Raw genomic sequence first — 19,624 nt, 5'->3', positions numbered from 1 at the left:
AATACTACCGGGAGCCACTATCATAGACCCTAAAATGACTGCTCGCACATTATTATAAGGTATGATAGAGGCTCAGCGGATGCAAAAATACTATATTTTTATTATAATTCAAAGCAAAACCATCAAAAAATTGGATTTAATTTCTTACTTTTGCGGAAAATATTACAACATAATGAAATTTGATTATGATGTGATAGTAATCGGAGGCGGACACGCAGGCTGCGAAGCCGCTGCCGCAGCTGCCCGGATGGGCGCTCGGACGTGCCTGATTACTATGGACATGAACAAGATTGGACAGATGAGCTGTAACCCGGCCATCGGTGGCATAGCTAAAGGACAGATAGTCAGGGAGATTGATGCTCTCGGCGGTCAGACCGGAATCGTCACCGACGCCACTGCCATACAGTTCAGAATGCTCAATCAGGGAAAAGGCCCAGCCGTTTGGTCGCCAAGGGCGCAATGCGACAGGGGAAAGTTCATCTGGAAATGGCGCGAAATACTTGACCACACCGACAATCTGGATATCTGGCAGGACCAGGCAGACACACTCATCGTCAAAGACGGTGTGGCTGTGGGAGTTACCACCATCTGGGGAGTAACATTCCATGCCCGCGCGGTGGTGGTGACGGCAGGCACATTCCTCAACGGACTCATGCACATCGGCAAGCATAAGGTGCCGGGTGGCAGATGCGCCGAGCCGGCTGTCCTGAACTTCAGCGAGAGCATAGCCAGCCACGGCATACGCGTAGGGCGTATGAAGACGGGCACACCCGTACGCATCGACCGACGAAGTGTACACTTCGAAGACACAGAGGAGCAACCCGGCGAACAGGGATTTCATCAGTTCAGTTATATGGCTCCTCTCCGCACACTGCAGCAACTGCCTTGTTGGACCTGTTATACCAACAAGCAATCTCACGACATACTCCGCAGCGGACTGGCAGACTCGCCGCTCTTCAACGGGCAGATACAGAGCACCGGACCGCGCTACTGCCCGTCGATAGAGACCAAACTCGTCACCTTTCCCGGCAAGGAGCAGCACCCGCTGTTTCTCGAGCCTGAAGGGGAGAATACCAACGAGATGTATCTCAATGGCTTCTCGTCGAGCATGCCTATCGACATACAGCTGCAGGCGCTCCACGCCATCCCCGCACTGCGCGACGCGCGCTTCTATCGCCCGGGCTACGCCATCGAGTACGACTACTTCGACCCCACCCAGCTCGACCACTCGCTGGAGTCCAAGGTCGTCAGCGGACTCTTCCTCGCCGGACAGGTCAACGGCACCACGGGCTACGAGGAGGCTGCAGGTCAGGGTCTCGTGGCGGGCATCAACGCTGCCATCAAGTGTGGCGGAGGCCAGCCGTTTGTCATGGCGCGCGACGAGAGTTATATAGGTGTGCTCATCGACGACCTCACCACCAAGGGGGTCGACGAGCCTTACCGCATGTTTACCTCGCGCGCAGAATACCGTATACTTCTGCGGCAGGATGATGCCGACGCCCGACTCACTGAGCGTGCCTACCACCTCGGAGTGGCATCGCGCGAGCGCTACGACTGGTGGTTGCAGAAGCGCGAGGGCATAGAGCGCATCATTGACTTCTGCGCCAGCACCAGCGTCAAGCCCGCCGACATCAACCCGTGGCTCGAGAGCATCGGCACTACCCCACTCCGCATGGGATGCAAGGTCGCCGACCTCGTCAGCCGTCCCCAGGTGAGCATCCAGCAGATGGCCGACGCCGTGCCCCAGCTCCGCGCACTGATAGAGGGTCTGCCCAACCGCAAGGAGGAAACCAGCGAGGCAGCAGAAATCAAAATCAAGTATAAGGGTTACATCGAGCGCGAACGCATCATTGCCGACAAGATGCACCGACTGGAGAATATCAAGATTAGGGGCCGCTTCAAGTACAGCGAGCTCCACGAAATCTCGACCGAGGGTCGCCAGAAGCTCGAGAAGATTAACCCCGAGACCCTGGCACAGGCAAGCCGCATCCCTGGAGTGTCACCCAGCGACATCAATGTGCTGCTGGTACTTATGGGAAGATAGTTTCACGTGAAACAAGGATAAATCTATAAATATTATAATTGCAATGAACAACGAAGTATTGATGAAGAATTTACGCTGCATTCCCGACTGGCCAATCAAGGGCGTAAATTTCAGAGATGTAACCACACTCTTCAAGAGCGCCGAATGTCTTAAGATTATTACCAATGAGATGGTAGACCTCTACAAGGACAAGGGCATTACCAAGATTGTGGGTATCGAGAGCCGAGGTTTTGTGATGTCGTCGGCAGTGGCACTCCAGCTCAACGCAGGTATCGTGCTCTGCCGCAAGCCGGGCAAGCTGCCCTGCGAGACCGTACAGGAGAGCTACGCCAAGGAGTATGGCATCGACACCATCGAAATCCACAAGGACGCCATCAACGAGAACGATGTGGTGTTGCTCCACGACGACCTGCTCGCTACCGGCGGAACCATGAAGGCTGCCTGTGACCTGGTCAAGAAGTTCAACCCCAAAAAGGTGTACTGCAACTTCATCATCGAGCTTGTCAATGAGGGTCTCAATGGCCGAGATGCTTTCGACGACGATATCGAAGTGACATCTCTCATACAGGTTTAATATTTTAGCGAGAGCGGCCTTTAGGCTTTGCATCATTCCCGTGCCCCACTCCACCATCCCGACAACTGTCGGAACCATCGGCGGCGAGCATGAAACAATGACGGCAAAGATTAAAGGCCGCTTAAAGTTTCACGTGAAACTTTAAGCGGCTATTTCATTTGTTTCCAATAGGTTTAAGCATGAAGAAAGAGAAAGAGGAACTATTGGCAAGACTCAAAAACATTGTCCTCAATATGCCGGAGAAACCGGGCAGTTATCAGTTCTATGACAAGGACCACACCATCATTTACGTGGGAAAAGCCAAGAGGCTGAAGAGCCGTGTTTCGTCTTACTTCCATACCGAGGTCGATAGGTTCAAGACCAAGGTGCTGGTGTCCAAAATCTGCGACATCACCTACACTGTGGTCAACACCGAAGAAGACGCGCTGCTGCTCGAGAATAGCCTTATCAAGCGTTACAACCCGCGCTATAATGTGCTGCTCAAGGACAGCAAGACCTACCCCAGCATCTGTATCACCAAGGAGTATCTGCCCCGAATTTTCAAGACGCGTACCATCAACCGCAAGGGCGGGCAATACTTTGGTCCCTACAGCCACATCAGTAGCATGTACAACATTCTCGACCTAATCGGCAAAATTTACAAGCCGCGCAAGTGTCATTTCCCTATTTCCGCCGAAGGCATCGCTGCCGGTAAGTACAAGCCTTGCCTCGAATACCACATTCATAATTGTGGTGCGCCGTGCTGTGGTCGTCAGAGCTACGATGATTATATGGAATGTATCCGCCAAGCACGTGAAATTCTCAAGGGCAATACGCGCGAGTTGAGCAAGTTGCTGTATCAGCAGATGCAGCAACTGTCTGCAGCGCTCAAGTTCGAGGAGGCCGAGCAGGTCAAGCAGCGCTATATGCTGCTCCAGGGCTTCGTGAGCCGCAGCGAGGTAGTGAGCCACACCATTACCGATGTCGATGTTTTCAGCATTATTGACGACGAGGCGTCACGGAATGCATATATCAACTATATTCACGTGAAAAACGGTACCATCAACCAGAGTTTCACCTTTGAATATAAGCGTAAGCTCGATGAAACGTGCGAAGAGCTGCTCATTGACGCCATTCCCGAGATTCGCGACCGCTTCCAGAGCACGGCGCGCGAGGTGATAGTGCCGTTCGAACTGTCGTGGCAGCTCAGCAACGTCACCTTCACGGTGCCGCAACGGGGCGACAAGCGCCATCTGCTCGAGTTGTCTGAAATGAACAGCCGTCAGTACAAGTTCGACAGGCTCAAACAGGCAGAAAAACTCAACCCTGAGCAGAAGCAAACGCGCCTGATGAAGGAGCTGCAGGCCAAACTGAAGCTGCCCAAGCTCCCCTACCACATCGAGTGTTTCGACAACTCCAATATCTCTGGCTCCGACGCCGTGGCGGGTTGCGTGGTGTTCAAGGGCATGAGCCCTGCCAAGAAGGAATACCGCAAATACAACATCAAGACCGTCGTCGGACCCGACGATTATGCGTCTATGCAGGAGGTAGTGCGCCGCCGCTATCAGCGCATGACCGACGAACACCAGCCGTTGCCCGACCTGATTATCACCGATGGCGGCAAGGGCCAGATGGATGTCGTATCGGCTGTCGTCAATGGCGAGATGGGACTCAATATTGCCGTGGCTGGACTCGCCAAGGACGACCGCCACCGCACCAATGAACTGCTCTTCGGCGACCCCATTTGCACGGTGGCGCTCGATGTCAAGAGCGAGCTGTTCCATGCCCTCACGCGCATCCAGGACGAGGTTCACCGCTACGCCATCACCTTCCACCGCGACAAGCGGTCCAAGCACGCGCTCCACTCTCAGCTCGACGACATCCGAGGCATAGGCCCCAAGACGCGCGAGGCGCTCCTGAAACAGTTCAAGACGGTCAAGGCCATCCGCGAGGCTTCGCTCCCAACCCTCGCTGCCTCAGTGGGTAACGCCAAGGCCAAGGTGATTTACGACCATTTCCACCCCGCAAGCGAGTAGCTCTCTCCCACTCCACTCGTTAACCCATTGACTATCAGCGCAGTAGCCTCCGCCGCTGCGCTGATAGTCTTTTTATGTCCCGCCGTCAGTGACAGCATCAGCGGTACTGTATTACATATAACAACAGCCCACCACGACCACCTTTCCGACCTTCACAGCAATCATAGCGATTACATCGCCAGCCATGCAGTTTACATCAAAACCATGCAGTTTACATAGGAAACCATGCTGTTCGCGTCTACAATCATGGAGGGTACCTTTACAAAGCTGGAGGGTACCTCTGCGAAGCTGGAGAGCCCTTCTGCGAGGCTGGAGGGTATCTCCACACCCATGGCAGCCCAAAACGCCGCCACAGAGGCTCTCAGAGGGCTCAGAATGGCTGTTGCAGACGATATTTCTACCCTCGCGAGTAAAAATAAAACAAATGATGGGTTAAATTATGGCAAATTTAGTATATTTGCAGATTATAGCACAACGATAGTCACTATGAGAATTGTCATACAGCGCGTTTCGCGCGCATCGGTCACCATAGACAGCGAGGTCAAATCATCCATCGGCAAAGGCTACCTTATCCTTGTAGGCATAGAAGGCGCCGACACGCACGAGGATGCCGACTGGCTGGTACACAAGGTTATAGGTCTGCGCGTCTTTGAGGACGAACAGGGAGTCATGAACCGTGATATCCTGTCGGTACAGGGCGAGATACTCGTGGTATCACAGTTCACGCTCTTCGCGAGTTACAAGAAGGGCAACCGCCCGGCATGGTTCCGAGCCGCTACGCACGACGTATCGGTGCCCCTGTACAACTACTTCTGCACCCGAATGAGCGAGGCGCTCGGCAAGCAGGTAGGCACGGGCGAGTTTGGCGCCGACATGAAGGTAGAACTGGTCAACGACGGCCCTGTGACCATCTGTATGGACACCAAGAACAAAGAGTAAACTATAGCAATGAACAACATGAATATCAAGACTATCGCAAAAATTGTGGCGCTTGCCATCATACTGCTCAGCAAGACTCTGGAGCGCCTGCTCCACCTCTCGGCAGCAGCCGTGGCGTGGGTGGGCGCCGCCATCATGTTCGGCATATTGCTCCAGACGCTCATCCAGATTCTCCGCACCGGCATCGCAACGGGCGTGTGGCACAAGGGCATGCTCGCCTACTATGCGGTGATTACCCTCATCTTCGCCTTCTTGACCGTGATGCTCGCCATGCGGGTTATGATAGACGGCGTAACCGTCTGAACCACAATTGCCTTCAACTAAGTGAAAGATATGAACGAAATAAAGGAAACGGCCATCTGGCTCATCAACATCCTGGGCATGCTCGCCATCGTGGTGGGCGGAATCTTGATGAAGAGCGCCACGTGGCTCATCATAGGCGGCATCATGTGTACCATCTACTACACCATCACCGCCCTGCGCAACTGGAAGGACAAGCGCCGAAGCGCCGTGGTCTACCTCATCATGGCCCTGACGCTCTTGGGCATAATCGCAGCATACCTCCTAACCCACTGATTATGACTATACAGGAAGCACAACAACGAGTAGACGAATGGATAAGGCAGTATGGAGTGCGCTACTTCTCTGAGCTGACCAATATGGCTTGCCTCACCGAAGAGGTGGGCGAACTGGCACGCGTCATGGCGCGCACCTATGGCGACCAGAGCTTCAAGGCGGGCGAAAAGCCCAACCTGGGCGAAGAGATGGCCGATGTGCTGTGGGTGCTCATCTGCCTCGCCAACCAGACGGGCATAGACCTCACCGCCGAGCTCGAAAAGAGCTTTGAAAAGAAGACCCGCCGCGACGCCACGCGCCATATCAACAACAGCAAACTGTAACTTTAGGACAATCATTAATAACCCAAACAATATGACAGACATTAAGAACGTTGACAAGTATCAGCAGGCGCTGAACAAGTACAACCTCAACATCACCGATGCTGAAGTTGCCGAAGAAGTAAAGAAAATCGTAGAAAAAGCAGCTGAGAACAATACCGACGAGGTTCACCGCTTCCTCCTGGGCAGCATCGAGCTTACCTCGCTCCGTACCACCGACACCGAAGAGGAAATTCTGGCTATGGTAGAGCGTGTTAACAACTTTGCCAAGGACTACAAGGAACTGCCCCACGTGGCTGCCGTATGCACCTATCCCTGCTTCGCCAAACTGGTGAGCGAGAGCCTGGAGGTAGACGGTGTAGAGATAACCAACGTATGTGCCTCGTTCCCCTCTTCTCAGACCTTCATCGAGGTCAAGATTGCCGAGACTGCGCTCGCAGTCAAGGATGGCGCCACCGAGATTGACATCGTGCAGTCGGTGGGCAAGTATCTGTCGGGCGACTATGAGACTGTGGCCGATGAAATCAGCGAAATCAAGGATATTTGTGGTGAAGTGCCACTCAAGGTAATCCTCGAGACAGGCGACCTGCCATCGATGGCCGACGTGAAGCGTGCTTCTATCATCGCCATGTATGCCGGTGCCGACTATATCAAGACATCTACAGGCAAGGAGAAGGTTTCTGCCACTCCAGAGGCTGTCTACGTGATGTGCCAGGCCATCAAGGAGTACTACGACGAGACCGGCATCCAGATTGGCTTGAAGCCCGCAGGCGGTATCAATACCGTGATGGACGCTGTGACCTACTACACCATCGTCAAGGAGGTGCTGGGCGAGAAGTGGCTCACCAACAAGTGGTTCCGCTTGGGCACCAGCCGTCTTACCAACCTGCTTATCAGCACAATCGAAGGCAAAGAGGTAAAATACTTCTAACCCCACAGCCTTCCCCACGAGGGATGGCATAACGCCTAAGGGCGATGCAGACCGCGCAGTCTGCATCGCCCTTTTTTCATCCGCCTCTGCGCGCGTTTCCCGTTCATCCAGAGCCATTTCGACCATCCCGACAACTCGGCGGAGGTCACGTTGGCGATAATTTTAGGGTGCGAAACGCTGAGTGCATGGCGCGAAACGGTGTTTTCATGGCTTGCATTACATATATCACGCCCCGCAACCACGGTTTCACGCCCCGAAATACGGCCGAAAACAATCAGTGCATCATATTGCACGTGGATGGCTATATGATGCACTGACGAGGGGAAAATCGCGATGAATTGGGGATTATTTGTTGCGCTTGATGACGTAGTCGAGATAGGCTCTAAGTGCCTGGCGTATATCGTCCTGATGGATATAGGTATCGATGAAGTGGCAGGCTTCATCGTGAAACTCCCACATGCGGCGCTCGGCATATTCTATACCGCCGTTGGCCTTGGTATAGGCCACAAGTTTGCCGATTTCATCGGTGCTGATGCTGCGGTCTTTCACCTTGTAAGCCAGCTCTCTGATTTCGGCGGGCGCATCGTGGTTCACAGCGTAGATAGCGGGCAGCGTGAGCTTGCCTTCAGCCATGTCGTTGCCGGTGGGTTTGCCTATGTCCGCGCTGTCGTAATAGTCGAAGATGTCGTCGCGTATCTGGAAGACTATACCGAGGTTCTGGCCGAAGCGGGCAGCAGCCTCAATCTCCTCGTCGGTGGCTCCCGACGCCAGCGCACCAATGGAGGCACACGCCTCGAAGAGCGCAGCGGTCTTACCTTTTATTATATTATAGTAGACGTCCTCCGAGATGTCATGGTTGGATATGTTGGAAAGCTGCAGAATTTCACCGTCTGAGAGTGTACGCCCCAACTGCGCCAGATAACGGATAATGCGCTCACGATGAGTGTAAGAGACATGGAGCAGAGCGGTAGAGAGAATATAGTCGCCCACAAGCACACTCACCTTGTTGTCATAGATGGCGTTGACAGAAGCCTGGCCGCGTCTTTCGGCGCTTTCATCGACCACATCGTCGTGCACCAGCGACGCTGTGTGCAGCAACTCCAGTCCTATGGCTGCATGCTGGGTTACCTCGGTTACGGCTCCGAAACTTTTGGCTATCAGCAGGATGAGAATGGGTCGCATACGCTTGCCGCCGCGCTGGCGGATATGGTTCAGGGCTTGCGCCAGCATGCCATCCTCGTGGTCGAGCGAGCGGTTGAACATCTCGATGAAATCGGCCAATTCTGCAGATATCGGCGCCTTGATAACTGTTTGATAATCCATGACTATGAGTATTTTGTTGCAAAATTACAGATATTTTCTGTCATTATCTAATTTATTTTCGTAATTTTACACACCTAAAGCAATTAGAACTATGGACAGACTCTTTCTATTGGACGCCTATGCACTTATATATAGGTCGTACTACGCATTCCTCAAAAACCCACGCATCAACTCCAAGGGACTCAATACATCGGCTATAATGGGGTTCGTCAATACCCTCAACGAGGTGATAACCAAGGAGCAGCCCACATACATGGCTGTGGCTTTCGACCACGGCAAGACCTTCCGTCACGAGGCTTTTCCCGCCTACAAGGCACAGCGCGAGGAGACGCCCGAGGACATCCGGGCGAGCGTGCCCATCATCAAGGACATCCTCGAGGCTTACCATATACCCGTGCTCCAGGCCGACGGCTTCGAGGCCGACGATGTGATAGGCACCCTTGCCACCGCTGCCGGACACGAGGGCATCGAGACCTACATGCTCACCCCCGACAAGGACTACGGACAGCTCGTGGGGGGCAATGTCTATATCTACCGACCCCGTCATGGTGGCGGTTACGACACGCTGGGCGAAAGCGAGGTGACGCAGAAGTATGGTATAGCGACCACCGCACAGGTCATCGACCTGCTGGCGCTTATGGGCGACTCTGCCGACAACTTCCCCGGATGTCCGGGAGTGGGAGAGAAGACTGCCGCGAAACTCATCACACAGTTTGGGAGTATCGACAACATGCTCGCACATACCGACGAAATCAAAGGCAAGTTGAGAGAGAAAGTTGAAGGTGCCGTCGACGACATACGGATGAGCCAGTTCCTGGCGACCATAAGGACCGACGTGCCCATAGCGCTCGATTTGGAAAAAATGAAGATGACCTCGCCCGACGAGGAGCGACTCGAGAAAATCTTCCAGGAACTCGAGTTCAGAGCCCTGACCGACAAAATTATTAAAAAAGTTAAAAATACGCCCAAAAAGGACGATTTACAGCTCGATTTGTTTGGCGAATTTGCGGCCGAGAGCCAAGGCGAGCCAAAAAATGCGAGTATTTTGGGCCTCAAAGAGACCCACCACGATTACCAACTTATTGAATCAGAAGAAGAAGCACGAAAAATACGTGATTATTTCTTGACAAAAGAAATCTTGAGTTTTGATACAGAAACGACATCGACCAACGCCATCGACGCCGAATTGGTCGGTCTGAGCTTCGCGGTCGAAGAATTCAAGGCCGTCTATGTCGCCGTGCCCGCAGAGAGGGAAGCGGCGCAGCGCATGGTCGACATTTTTCGTCCGCTCTACGAAGACGAGCACATCATGAAGGTAGGACAGAACGTCAAGTACGACTACGAAGTGTTGCGTCGTTATGGGATAGAGGTGCGCGGACCAATGTTCGACACCATGCTCGCCCACTACATCGTGCAGCCCGAGCTTCACCACAACATGGACTACATGGCCGAGACGCTGCTGGGCTACCAGACGATACACATCGACCAGCTCATCGGACCCCGAGGTAAAGGTCAGCGGTCTATGCGTGACCTCCAGCCCCAGGAAGTATATGAGTATGCTGCCGAAGATGCCGACGTGACGCTCAGACTGAAGAACGTGCTCGAGCAGAAGCTCAAGGAGGTCGACGGCGAACGCCTCTTCTACGACATCGAGATGCCACTGGTGCCCGTACTGGCCGAGATGGAGCTCACCGGAGTATGCTTGGACACCGCCGCACTGGCAGAGACAGGCAAGAACTTCAACCGCCGACTCGCCGAATACGAACAGAAGATATATGCCGAGGCTGGCGAGACATTCAATATATCCAGTCCCAAGCAGGTGGGAGATATTCTCTTTGGCAAGATGAAGATTGTAGACAAGCCAAAGAAGACCAAGACGGGCCAGTATGTCACCTCGGAAGAGGTGCTGACCCAGTTGCGCAGCCGCGCGCCCATCGTCGACGACATACTGAGTTACAGAGGGTTGAAGAAGTTGCTCGGCACCTATGTCGAGGCACTTCCCCGACTCATCAACCCCCGCACGGGCCACATCCACACCTGCTTCAACCAGGCCATCACCGCCACGGGGCGCCTCAGTTCGTCTGACCCCAACCTGCAGAATATCCCTATCCGCGACGATGACGGCAAGGAGATACGCAAGAGCTTCGTGCCCGAGCCGGGATGCCTCTTCTTCTCTGCCGACTACTCGCAGATAGAGCTCCGCATCATGGCCCATCTCTCGCAGGACGAACACATGCTCGACGCCTTCCGCAGCGGCACCGACATCCATGCCGCCACAGCCGCCAAGATATGGCACGTGCCGGTCGAAGAGGTCACGCCCGAGCAGCGCAAGAAAGCCAAGCAAGCCAACTTCGGCATCATCTATGGCATCAGCACCTACGGACTGGCGCAGCGTATGAATATCAGCAACTCCGAGGCGCGCCAGCTCATCGACGACTATTTCGCCACCTTCCCACGCGTCAAGGCATACATGGACGAGGCCATCGCCACCTGCCGCGAGAAGGGCTACGCCGAGACCATCTACCACCGCCGACGCTATCTGCCCGATATAGCATCGCGCAACGCCACCGTGAGAGGCTTCGCCGAACGCAACGCCATCAACGCGCCCATCCAGGGCTCGGAGGCCGACATCATCAAGGTGGCAATGATACACATATTCAAGCGGTTCGCCACCGAAGGACTGCGCTCGAGGATGATACTGCAGGTACACGATGAACTCAACTTCAGCGTCTATCCCGAGGAGCGCGAGCAGGTAGAGCGTATCGTCATCGAGGAGATGGAAAACGCCTGCCGACTCAGCATCCCGCTTACCGCCGATGCAGGCTGGGGCGCCAACTGGCTCGAAGCCCATTGACGCCACCGCCGCCACGGCGACAGAGATACGCCAAACAACTTGAATATTAATGTGTATGACAGCCCTAACCAGACAACTTTTCAGGGAGTTCAGGGTGCAGGAAGCATTCTGGACCACCGCAGAAACCGTGGCCTACGACAGCGAAGCGCAGATGCTCTTCCTGCTGCTGCTCCGCCAGAACAACAACGTGCCGCTGCTCTTCGATGATGTGAAGAAAATCGAGATGATGGCCTGGCAGGGCAATCCATACATGATGTACGCCTATGCCAGGCTGCACGATGTGCTCCAATACGACAACGACTCCGACAGCATCAAGCACGATTTCTACAAGCTCGCTGCCAGCCACGGTATCGGCGACGCCTATGCCCAACTCGCCTACATGCACAAGGACGGCGACCTGGGAGAGTGCGACTACGATGCCTACAATGACCTGATGCAGAAGGCATTGGACAACCACAGCGAGAAAGCCATGCAGCAGCACATCCGCGACATCATCTATGGCACCAACGGCAGCCCACGCGATGCGCTAAAAGGCTATGAACTCGCCGAAAACCATGTCCATCAGCAGGACTTTCATGACCCCGAATACTATATGCTCATGGGCAACGCCGACAGGGAATTGGGCCGCATCGGCAACGCCGTGACCAACTATGAACTGGCCACCGAACATGGTGGCAGCGCAGCCTTCTTCTGGTGGGCTGTCACCGACTGCTGCGACCGCGACGGCATCGTCGTCGACCGTGATGGCTTCGCCGAAATCATGCAGAAAGGCAGGGCTGTCGATGCTCGCGACTGCTACCTCATGTACACCATGCTCACCGACGACGCCACCTACGATGCCCTCGACCCCGACGCCCGGCGCGAACTCAGCGCCTGTCTCAGCGACGACCTCCAGGCAGGATGGTGCCTCGGCGACTGCGTATGCCCCTATTACCTCGGCTTCTACTACGAGGAAGGGCTCTATGGCTTCGCCCAAGACTATCAGCAGGCTTGGCTCTGGTATGGCCGTGCCGCCCGTCTGCGCAGTCCCCACGGTTATGCAGCCCTTACCCGCATGATACTGGACGACTCCACCGCGCCCGCTGGCTGCGGCGAGAGCTTCGCCTACGAGTATGCCTACAAGGGGCTTATGCTTGGCTGTAGCGACCTGCTCCAGACAGTAATCAGAGGTTACAGACAGGGCTTCCTCGACCACCACAAGGCTAAGATTGAGGAAATCTGGCTGCCCAAATACGATGAATGGCTGAGACACGTAGCCGATGACGACGATTATCCCTGCGATAGCGAGGCCTGAGAGGCTGCTTGAGCGACCCGCTGCCACGGTCAGAGCACCAGAGCGAGTTGCCCCCACTCCACCCTTCCTCCCTACACAATGCCAAAAGGCTTCAGCAAGAGACTGCCCGTTCCCTTGCTGAAGCCTTTTGGCCATCCGCTGCCTCCTATTATATCTCCGCGATACGCAAACCGAAGTCGGCGGCACTGCCCTCTTCGCCAAAGACCTTCGGCATCATTCGGCTTCGCATATTGGTAACATTCTGCCTGGTCGTAACCAGCAGTACGGCAGCCTCTGAGGGCTGGAAATGCAGCCGAGGATACATAGGCTGAGACGCGCCACTTCTTGCGCGACCATAGGCTTGGCTGAATACTTTTGTAGACCAAGCTACAACAATAATTGCGTTTTTCCTTGGAAGATTAATGAATATGCACTACATTTGCAAACAGTACATCATTAATATCCGCATCAATATGAAACTCAGGAAGAATATCTTGGTCTTGGTGGCATGTATCGCCACGCTTGCCATGTGCGCCTCGTGCGACAAAGATGACAATGACTCATCTGCCAACATCTTTACCCAACGCATTTATCTCGACTTCGTCACCCCCGAGGGCAACAATCTGCTTGATGCCAATGCGTTTGCCGACTACAGCAAGGGCTATAAGACCGCACAGGACTACTTCTGCGACGACCGCATCAGCATCCTGTGCAGACGGAAGAGCGACGGCAAGACTGCCGACTTCATAGACAAGGGCAACCCCACCCTGCCCTACTCCAATTTCAGGGTAAGCCACCCCGCGCAGAACCTGGTCCAGGACATGAGCCACTACAACCCGACCCAAGGCAACGGCAATAAGGGCGACGCCAACCTGCAGGGCTACATCAACTGGAAGGTTGGAACCACAATAAGTCTGCTTATAGACGACTTCGACGCCAACGTGGGAAAGAAGAATTATACTGAATGCTACGAGATAAGCATCGCCAGCCGAGCCATCTATGGCGACGACCAGCTGCACCAGCTGCGCCTCTACTGCCAGGTGAGCAACAGCCGCCCCGTCATCACCCGCGTAGAGTACGATGATGACCCCGGCAATCTGCTGGACCACGACCCCTACTACCGCATTGCCCAACAGATAGGCTACACCCAGTTTACCAACAACCGGGCCTATTTCTACATTCCTATCATCGTAAGACGCGGATAGAGTACGCCACCCCTGCATCCTCTCCCGCATAGAGCCCCACAGCCTGACCCACACCCTCACTCTCCCAATCCTAAACCCAGTAGATATGAAAGCCTTCAGAATTCTGTCACTGCTCTTCTTCCTGAGACTGACTACCCTCGTCATGGCGCAGAAGTATGAGGTCGACTGCCTCGTCGGCCCCGAAATCAAAGCCACCCCAGTCGAAAAGCCCACCGAGTACGACGGCTCACGCACAGTGCTTTACATCGCCAACGGCACCCTCGTCGATGTCGTAGGGCGCACAGTTACCGGCCCCGATGGCCGCACCGCCTCCCATTTTGGAGATGTGGGCGACTCTGTAGATGTAAGACAGATTAAAGGCATCATCCATTACGACGGCAGGAGATACCTTGTGGAAGCCCGTTGGCTGAAGTTCGCTGACGAAAACCCACCCTCGGCGACCGACAGATTTGCTTCCGACAACTTCCGCCCGCGCCTACAGCTCACCTCCTGGCTGGCTATGCCCCACTTGGACGTCCACTCTGCCTCCACACGGATGCTCTACAGCCGATGGCTGCCCTTCATGGCATTGCTGCTCATGCTTCTGGCGGTATGGATGCCCCTCCGCACCCGCTTTCTGGTGCTTTCGGCGCTGCCCTTCTTCGCCGCCGTGGGCATAGTCATCTATATGGCGCTGATGATAGACTGGGATGCGCTGTGGTGGTGCAACCCCGACTATGTAGGCATAGAAAATGCCATCGTCGGCATCATCCCCGTGGCGCTGTTTATGGCGTTGGCGCTCATGTATCTCTTGTGTGTGACTATTTTTATCAAAGCACCGCTGCTGATATGGCCCCTCGTGATAGGCTATATACTGCAGTGGCCCGCCATGTTGGTGTCTGCCCACTTCACGGGAAGCATCTGGCCCGCCCTATTGGTATGCTATGGCATCCCCGTGCTTATCAATGGTTTGCGCCTACGCCTCTATGGTGTCGTCATGACCCTCGTCACGCTGGTCGCCATCCACACCTTTGTAGTGGCATTGACCACGGTGGTCCAGGTTTCGCTGTGGATTATGATGGCCATGGCCCTCGCCTCGCCGCTGATAGCTTTCCTCCTGTCGACCATCATCGGCAAATACCAGCACACGAAAAATGGAAGATGGGTGCTGCGCAATGGAAAGTGGGTATATGTATATGACTGATACGCTGAAGACCGCCGCGCGCTGTGGGATTACTGATGGGGTAGCAGAAGTCACCCCATTGGCCTCGCATAGCAAACCTACCCATATTTCAGCTTACACTTGTAGAGCATAGGCTGCACCTCAACAATGCGAAACGAAAAAACATGCGTTTTTTCTTTGCATTGTCTGCGGTTTGCACTACCACTACGGCTGCGCCGTGAAGGTAGGCGGCACCTCAAGATTAAAAATAAATAAATTTATTTTGTAATCTCTTCGGTTTGCATTACCTTTGGATAAGATAGGCTGCACCTCAACAATGCCAAATGAAAAAACATGCGTTTTTTCTTTGCATTGTCTTCGGTTTGCACTACCTTTGTACTCTGGAAATAAACGTTTATAATAAGATATGTCATTAAAATGTGGTATCGTAGGTCTTCCTAATGTGGGAAAATCTACGCTGTTCAATTGCCTGTCCAGTGCCAAGGCACAGGCAGCCAACTTCCCTTTCTGTACGATAGAACCTAACTTAGGTGTCATCACCGTCCCCGACGACCGACTCACCCGTCTGGCAGAGATAGTACACCCCGGCCGCATTGTGCCCGCCACCTGCGAGATTGTAGATATAGCCGGTCTGGTGAAGGGTGCCTCCAAGGGCGAGGGACTGGGCAACAAGTTTTTGGGCAACATCCGTGAGTGCGACGCCATCATCCATGTCATCCGCTGTTTCGACGACGACAATGTGGTGCGCGAGGGCGGTGCTCCCGTCAATCCCGTGCAGGACAAGGAGATTATCGACACCGAGCTGCAGCTCAAAGACCTCGACACCATCGAGGCCCAGCTCGCCAAGAACCAGAAGATAGCAGCCATAGGCAACAACAAGGACGCCAAGGTGCTGGTGACCGTGCTCGAAGCCTACAAGGAGGCGCTGGAGCAGGGCCGCAACGCCCGCTCGGTGACCTTTGAGAGCAAGGAGGAGCAGCAGGCCGCCCACGACCTGTTCCTGCTTACCACCAAGCCCGTGCTCTATGTGTGCAACGTAGACGAGGCCAGCGCCAAGGAGGGCAACCAGTACTCACGCCAGATAGAAGAGATAGCCGCTTCAGAGGGCGCCGAGGCCATGGTGATAGCCGCCAAGACAGAGGAAGACATCGCGTCGCTCGAGACCTATGACGACAAGAAGATGTTTCTCGACGAGCTGGGACTGGAGGAGAGCGGCGTAAACCGTCTCATCAAGAAGGCCTACAGTCTGCTCAACCTCGAGACATTCATCACCGCCGGAGAGATGGAGGTCAAGGCATGGACCTATCACAAGGGTTGGAAGGCACCCCAGTGTGCCGGCGTGATACACACCGACTTTGAAAAGGGATTCATCCGTGCCGAGGTCATCAAGTACGACGACTACATCCAGTATGGCTCTGAGGCTGCCGTACGCGAAGCCGGCAAGCTGGGCATCGAGGGCAAGGAGTATGTGGTCCAGGACGGCGACATCATGCACTTCCGGTTCAACGTATAACGCATCAAGCTATGACAAGTCTGCTCAACTTTATCCTCTGGAACCCCGATACGACAGCGCTGCATCTCGGGCCGTTTGATGTGCGCTGGTACGGACTGTGCTGGATTACCGGACTGGCCCTCGCCTACTTCCTCGTGAGATGGCTCTACCACGACCAGCGCGTCAAGGACGAGTATTTTGACCCACTCTTCCTCTATTGCTTTGTGGGTATCATCATGGGAGCTCGTCTTGGTCACTGTATCTTCTACGAACCCCACTATTTCCTTTCCTCTTGGCAGCACGTGATAGAGATGTTGCTGCCCATCAAGTTTGTCGATGGCGCTCCCCTCGCCCATGGCGGCATGCTCTACAGCCTCACCGGCGGCACCGTCATCTTCACGGGCTACGAGGGACTGGCTTCCCACGGAGGCACGCTGGGACTGATGCTGGCGCTGTGGTGCTACTACCGTCGCACCCACATGAACCTGTGGCAGGTGCTCGACGACATAGCCATAGCCACCCCCATCACCGCCTGCTTCATACGCCTGGGCAACCTGATGAACTCAGAGATAGTCGGCAAGGTTACCGATGTGCCCTGGGCGTTCATCTTCGAGCGCGTAGACCAGATGCCCCGCCACCCCGGACAGCTCTATGAGGCCATCGCCTACTTCCTCTTCTTCTTTGTGGGATGGCATTTCTACAAGAAGCACAAAGAGTGGGCAGGCACGGGCTTCTTCTTCGGACTCTGTCTGACGCTTATCTTCTGCTTCCGCTTTGTGATAGAGTATACCAAGGACGTGCAGGAGGCTTTCGAGCACGACATGCTGTTCAATATGGGCCAACTGCTCTCTGTGCCATTCATCATCATAGGCATCGTGTGCATGCGCCGCGCTCTGCGCAAGGCACGGCAGTAAGCCGGCAGCCATCAGCCCACTGATATAAGTACCCCGTCGCCGCGGTTATCTTGTTAACAGGATAGCCGCGGCGATTTTCATTTTCATCGTGATGGAAGTAAATGACTCTCACCATGTCAGAAAAAACGGAAAAAAGGCTGTCGGTATTCAAAAAAGATGTACCTTTGTAGAAGATAGGCTGCACCTCAGCCATTAAGCGAGCTTATGGCCTTCGGTTTGGACTATCTATATTCCTATAACTTAAAACACGTATGAAACAATGTATTCTCATCATGCTGGCACTGGCATGGACCATCAGTATGGATGCGCAGGGCATTATCCGACAGCAGACTCAGGTGAAGAAGCCAAAGGACAAGACTGAGCATACCGCCAAGGCTAAAGCCAAGACAGCCCCCAAGCCCAAGAAACGGGTAGAGCGAAAGGCGGAACCTAAGCCCGAGCCCAAGGAGCCTGTTGAAGTAAAAAACCAGGTGACAAAGAGGGAAGACCCGCCCCCAGTGGAGATGACTCCCACCCAGGTAATAGAGAAGCTGATAGCCGACATGGTGTATATCCCTGGCGGAACGTTCACTATGTACGACCGCAACTTCTATCCTGGTTATACCGGCAAATGTCCGGCAGCCTATAGCGCCACGGTGGCCGGTTACTATCTGTGTCGGTACGAGGTGACGCAGCAGTTGTGGCAGGCCGTGATGGGCTCCAATCCCTCGCAGCATACTGTGGGCAATCGGCCCGTAGAGGGTTTTTATTGGGACGAGGCCCAGCTGTTCATCTATCGCCTCAACCAGATAACTGGACTCAAGTTCCGTTTGCCTACCGAGGAGGAATGGCAGTGGGCTTACGATGAGGGCAAATCGCCACGCCGTTATAAGTACAGTGGCAGCGATGACGCCAAGGAGGTAGGGTGGATCTACTGGAACAGCGACCTCCGTGCGCACGCGGTAGGTATGCTCAAGCCCAATGCCCTGGGTCTCTACGACATGACGGGCAACGTAAGTGAACTCTGTGCAAATCAGGGTGGTGCAGAGTATCTGGATGCTAAATCGCAGAAGGACTACCGCGTGGACCGTGGCTGTTTCTACGACATTACTGACCTGGGCAGTTACGAGCGTACAGGCTTCTACATCGGGGACAATACCAGACGTCCTACCAGAACAGGCATCCGCCTGGCTCTAAGCCAGTTGCCTAAGTCTGTCAGCATCCATCTGGACAAATCCCCGCAGCCATCATCCCGCAGCGAGCTGATAGCTAAGGTGGTCAACGACATGGTACAGGTGCCCGCAGGTACCTTTACTATGGGTTTTGTCTTTCCCGAACTACGTCAGTACTATATACCGCCAAAGGAGATGGCTCCCCACCAGGTAACGTTAGACAGTTACTATCTGTGTAAGTACGAAGTAACCCAGGCATTGTGGCAAGCTATAATGGGCGTGAACCCTTCGGAGAACCAAGACGATGCTAACCAGCCTGTAACTAATGTAGGCTGTAGCGACATCAAGCTGTTTATCAGTAAGCTCAATGCCCTTAGCGGTCAGCAGTTCCGTCTGCCCACCGAGGCAGAGTGGGAGTATGCGTGTATAGGTGGTCGGGGCGAGCCTGTAGAGCGTTATAGCGGACACGAACAGGTTGACGGATCTGCCAAAGTGGTTGCCTGGTGGGGCGACGACCTACGCCATCCTCAGGCTGTGGGTCAGCTCATTCCCAATGTACTGGGCCTGTACGACATGACGGGCAATGTTGATGAGATATGCAGTGATATATGGCGCACATCGCACAGCAAGAAGGCTCAAGTTAATCCACAGGGCCCTAATCCATCGCCCTGCGTCAGCAATAAGCCCGACCATAGGCATGTAGTACGTGGCGGAAACTTCAGGTGTCTCAGATGGTATAATGGCCGTGACTATTGCGCTCAGGCCAATAATCTGACAGGATTGCGGCTGGCTGCCTCGCATATACAGCGATGACGGGCCGCGCAATATATGCCAAAAATCCCATACCTTAC

Annotated in this window: 17 protein-coding genes; 15 read left to right on the top strand and 2 right to left on the bottom strand. The window is 54.4% G+C overall.

All coding sequences use genetic code 11. The features are described 5' to 3' along the window. Positions 1 to 172: 172 nt before the first annotated feature. The 8 genes from mnmG (at position 173) to deoC (ending at position 7,399) form a co-directional block, all read left to right on the top strand. Positions 173 to 2,044 carry a tRNA uridine-5-carboxymethylaminomethyl(34) synthesis enzyme MnmG gene (gene mnmG, locus CIK95_RS03205; protein WP_094389231.1) on the top strand — a complete coding sequence of 624 codons (1,872 nt, stop codon included), beginning with the start codon at positions 173 to 175 and terminating at the stop codon, positions 2,042 to 2,044. Positions 2,045 to 2,087: 43 nt separating this feature from the next. Then, entirely contained in the window at positions 2,088 to 2,618 is a 531-nt protein-coding gene (locus CIK95_RS03200) for an adenine phosphoribosyltransferase (protein ID WP_094466235.1), read from the top strand. Positions 2,619 to 2,797: 179 nt separating this feature from the next. Next, positions 2,798 to 4,633, top strand: coding sequence for an excinuclease ABC subunit UvrC (gene uvrC, locus CIK95_RS03195; RefSeq protein WP_094466234.1), 1,836 nt, complete (start codon positions 2,798 to 2,800; stop codon positions 4,631 to 4,633). A gap of 486 nt (positions 4,634 to 5,119) precedes the next feature. Beyond that, the gene (dtd, locus tag CIK95_RS03190; RefSeq protein WP_094387583.1) at positions 5,120 to 5,572 is read left to right on the top strand and encodes a D-aminoacyl-tRNA deacylase; all 453 of its coding nucleotides are present in this window, start codon (positions 5,120 to 5,122) and stop codon (positions 5,570 to 5,572) included. 9 nt (positions 5,573 to 5,581) lie between these two features. After that, positions 5,582 to 5,875 carry a hypothetical protein gene (locus CIK95_RS03185; RefSeq protein WP_094466233.1) on the top strand — a complete coding sequence of 98 codons (294 nt, stop codon included), beginning with the start codon at positions 5,582 to 5,584 and terminating at the stop codon, positions 5,873 to 5,875. 30 nt (positions 5,876 to 5,905) lie between these two features. Further along, complete coding sequence (locus tag CIK95_RS03180) at positions 5,906 to 6,148, top strand: hypothetical protein (protein ID WP_094420840.1); 243 nt, start codon at positions 5,906 to 5,908, stop codon at positions 6,146 to 6,148. 2 nt (positions 6,149 to 6,150) lie between these two features. After that, a complete protein-coding gene (locus CIK95_RS03175) occupies positions 6,151 to 6,471 on the top strand; it encodes a nucleotide pyrophosphohydrolase (RefSeq protein ID WP_022311227.1) in 321 nt (106 codons plus the stop codon). Between the two features lie 31 nt (positions 6,472 to 6,502). Beyond that, positions 6,503 to 7,399 (top strand): deoxyribose-phosphate aldolase, encoded by an 897-nt coding sequence (deoC, locus tag CIK95_RS03170; protein WP_094466232.1) that lies wholly within the window; start codon positions 6,503 to 6,505, stop codon positions 7,397 to 7,399. A 345-nt stretch (positions 7,400 to 7,744) separates the two neighbouring features. Here deoC and CIK95_RS03165 read toward each other — a convergent pair whose 3' ends face one another. After that, positions 7,745 to 8,722 carry a polyprenyl synthetase family protein gene (locus CIK95_RS03165; protein ID WP_094466231.1) on the bottom strand — a complete coding sequence of 326 codons (978 nt, stop codon included), beginning with the start codon at positions 8,720 to 8,722 and terminating at the stop codon, positions 7,745 to 7,747. 91 nt (positions 8,723 to 8,813) lie between these two features. On the opposite strand from CIK95_RS03165, the gene polA reads away from it, so the two are divergent. Further along, positions 8,814 to 11,576 carry a DNA polymerase I gene (polA, locus tag CIK95_RS03160; protein ID WP_094466230.1) on the top strand — a complete coding sequence of 921 codons (2,763 nt, stop codon included), beginning with the start codon at positions 8,814 to 8,816 and terminating at the stop codon, positions 11,574 to 11,576. A 55-nt stretch (positions 11,577 to 11,631) separates the two neighbouring features. Next, positions 11,632 to 12,870 carry a sel1 repeat family protein gene (locus CIK95_RS03155; protein ID WP_144007702.1) on the top strand — a complete coding sequence of 413 codons (1,239 nt, stop codon included), beginning with the start codon at positions 11,632 to 11,634 and terminating at the stop codon, positions 12,868 to 12,870. 148 nt (positions 12,871 to 13,018) lie between these two features. Here the strand turns inward: CIK95_RS03155 and CIK95_RS13065 are convergent, their stop codons facing one another. Continuing rightward, positions 13,019 to 13,174 carry a hypothetical protein gene (locus tag CIK95_RS13065; RefSeq protein ID WP_158214793.1) on the bottom strand — a complete coding sequence of 52 codons (156 nt, stop codon included), beginning with the start codon at positions 13,172 to 13,174 and terminating at the stop codon, positions 13,019 to 13,021. Positions 13,175 to 13,322: 148 nt separating this feature from the next. Between CIK95_RS13065 and CIK95_RS03150 the strand changes: the two genes are divergently transcribed. The 5 genes from CIK95_RS03150 to CIK95_RS03130 all read left to right on the top strand — a co-directional run bounded on the left by CIK95_RS03150 (position 13,323) and on the right by CIK95_RS03130 (position 19,586). Further along, positions 13,323 to 14,054: a hypothetical protein gene (locus CIK95_RS03150; protein WP_144007701.1), complete on the top strand. Its 732-nt coding sequence runs from the start codon at positions 13,323 to 13,325 to the stop codon at positions 14,052 to 14,054. 85 nt (positions 14,055 to 14,139) lie between these two features. Next, the gene (locus CIK95_RS03145) at positions 14,140 to 15,237 is read left to right on the top strand and encodes a hypothetical protein (protein ID WP_094466227.1); all 1,098 of its coding nucleotides are present in this window, start codon (positions 14,140 to 14,142) and stop codon (positions 15,235 to 15,237) included. 385 nt (positions 15,238 to 15,622) lie between these two features. Further along, positions 15,623 to 16,729, top strand: a complete 1,107-nt coding sequence (gene ychF, locus CIK95_RS03140; protein WP_022311234.1) for a redox-regulated ATPase YchF — start codon at positions 15,623 to 15,625, stop codon at positions 16,727 to 16,729. An 11-nt stretch (positions 16,730 to 16,740) separates the two neighbouring features. Further along, complete coding sequence (gene lgt / locus CIK95_RS03135; RefSeq protein WP_094466226.1) at positions 16,741 to 17,622, top strand: prolipoprotein diacylglyceryl transferase; 882 nt, start codon at positions 16,741 to 16,743, stop codon at positions 17,620 to 17,622. A gap of 251 nt (positions 17,623 to 17,873) precedes the next feature. Continuing rightward, positions 17,874 to 19,586 carry an SUMF1/EgtB/PvdO family nonheme iron enzyme gene (locus CIK95_RS03130; protein WP_094466225.1) on the top strand — a complete coding sequence of 571 codons (1,713 nt, stop codon included), beginning with the start codon at positions 17,874 to 17,876 and terminating at the stop codon, positions 19,584 to 19,586. Positions 19,587 to 19,624 lie beyond the last annotated feature (38 nt).

This window comes from Prevotella sp. P5-108 (genome assembly GCF_002251385.1).
Lineage (GTDB): Bacteria > Bacteroidota > Bacteroidia > Bacteroidales > Bacteroidaceae > Prevotella.
The sequence above is the reverse complement of the archived record's forward strand: the minus strand, read 5'-3'. Positions and strand labels throughout refer to the sequence as shown.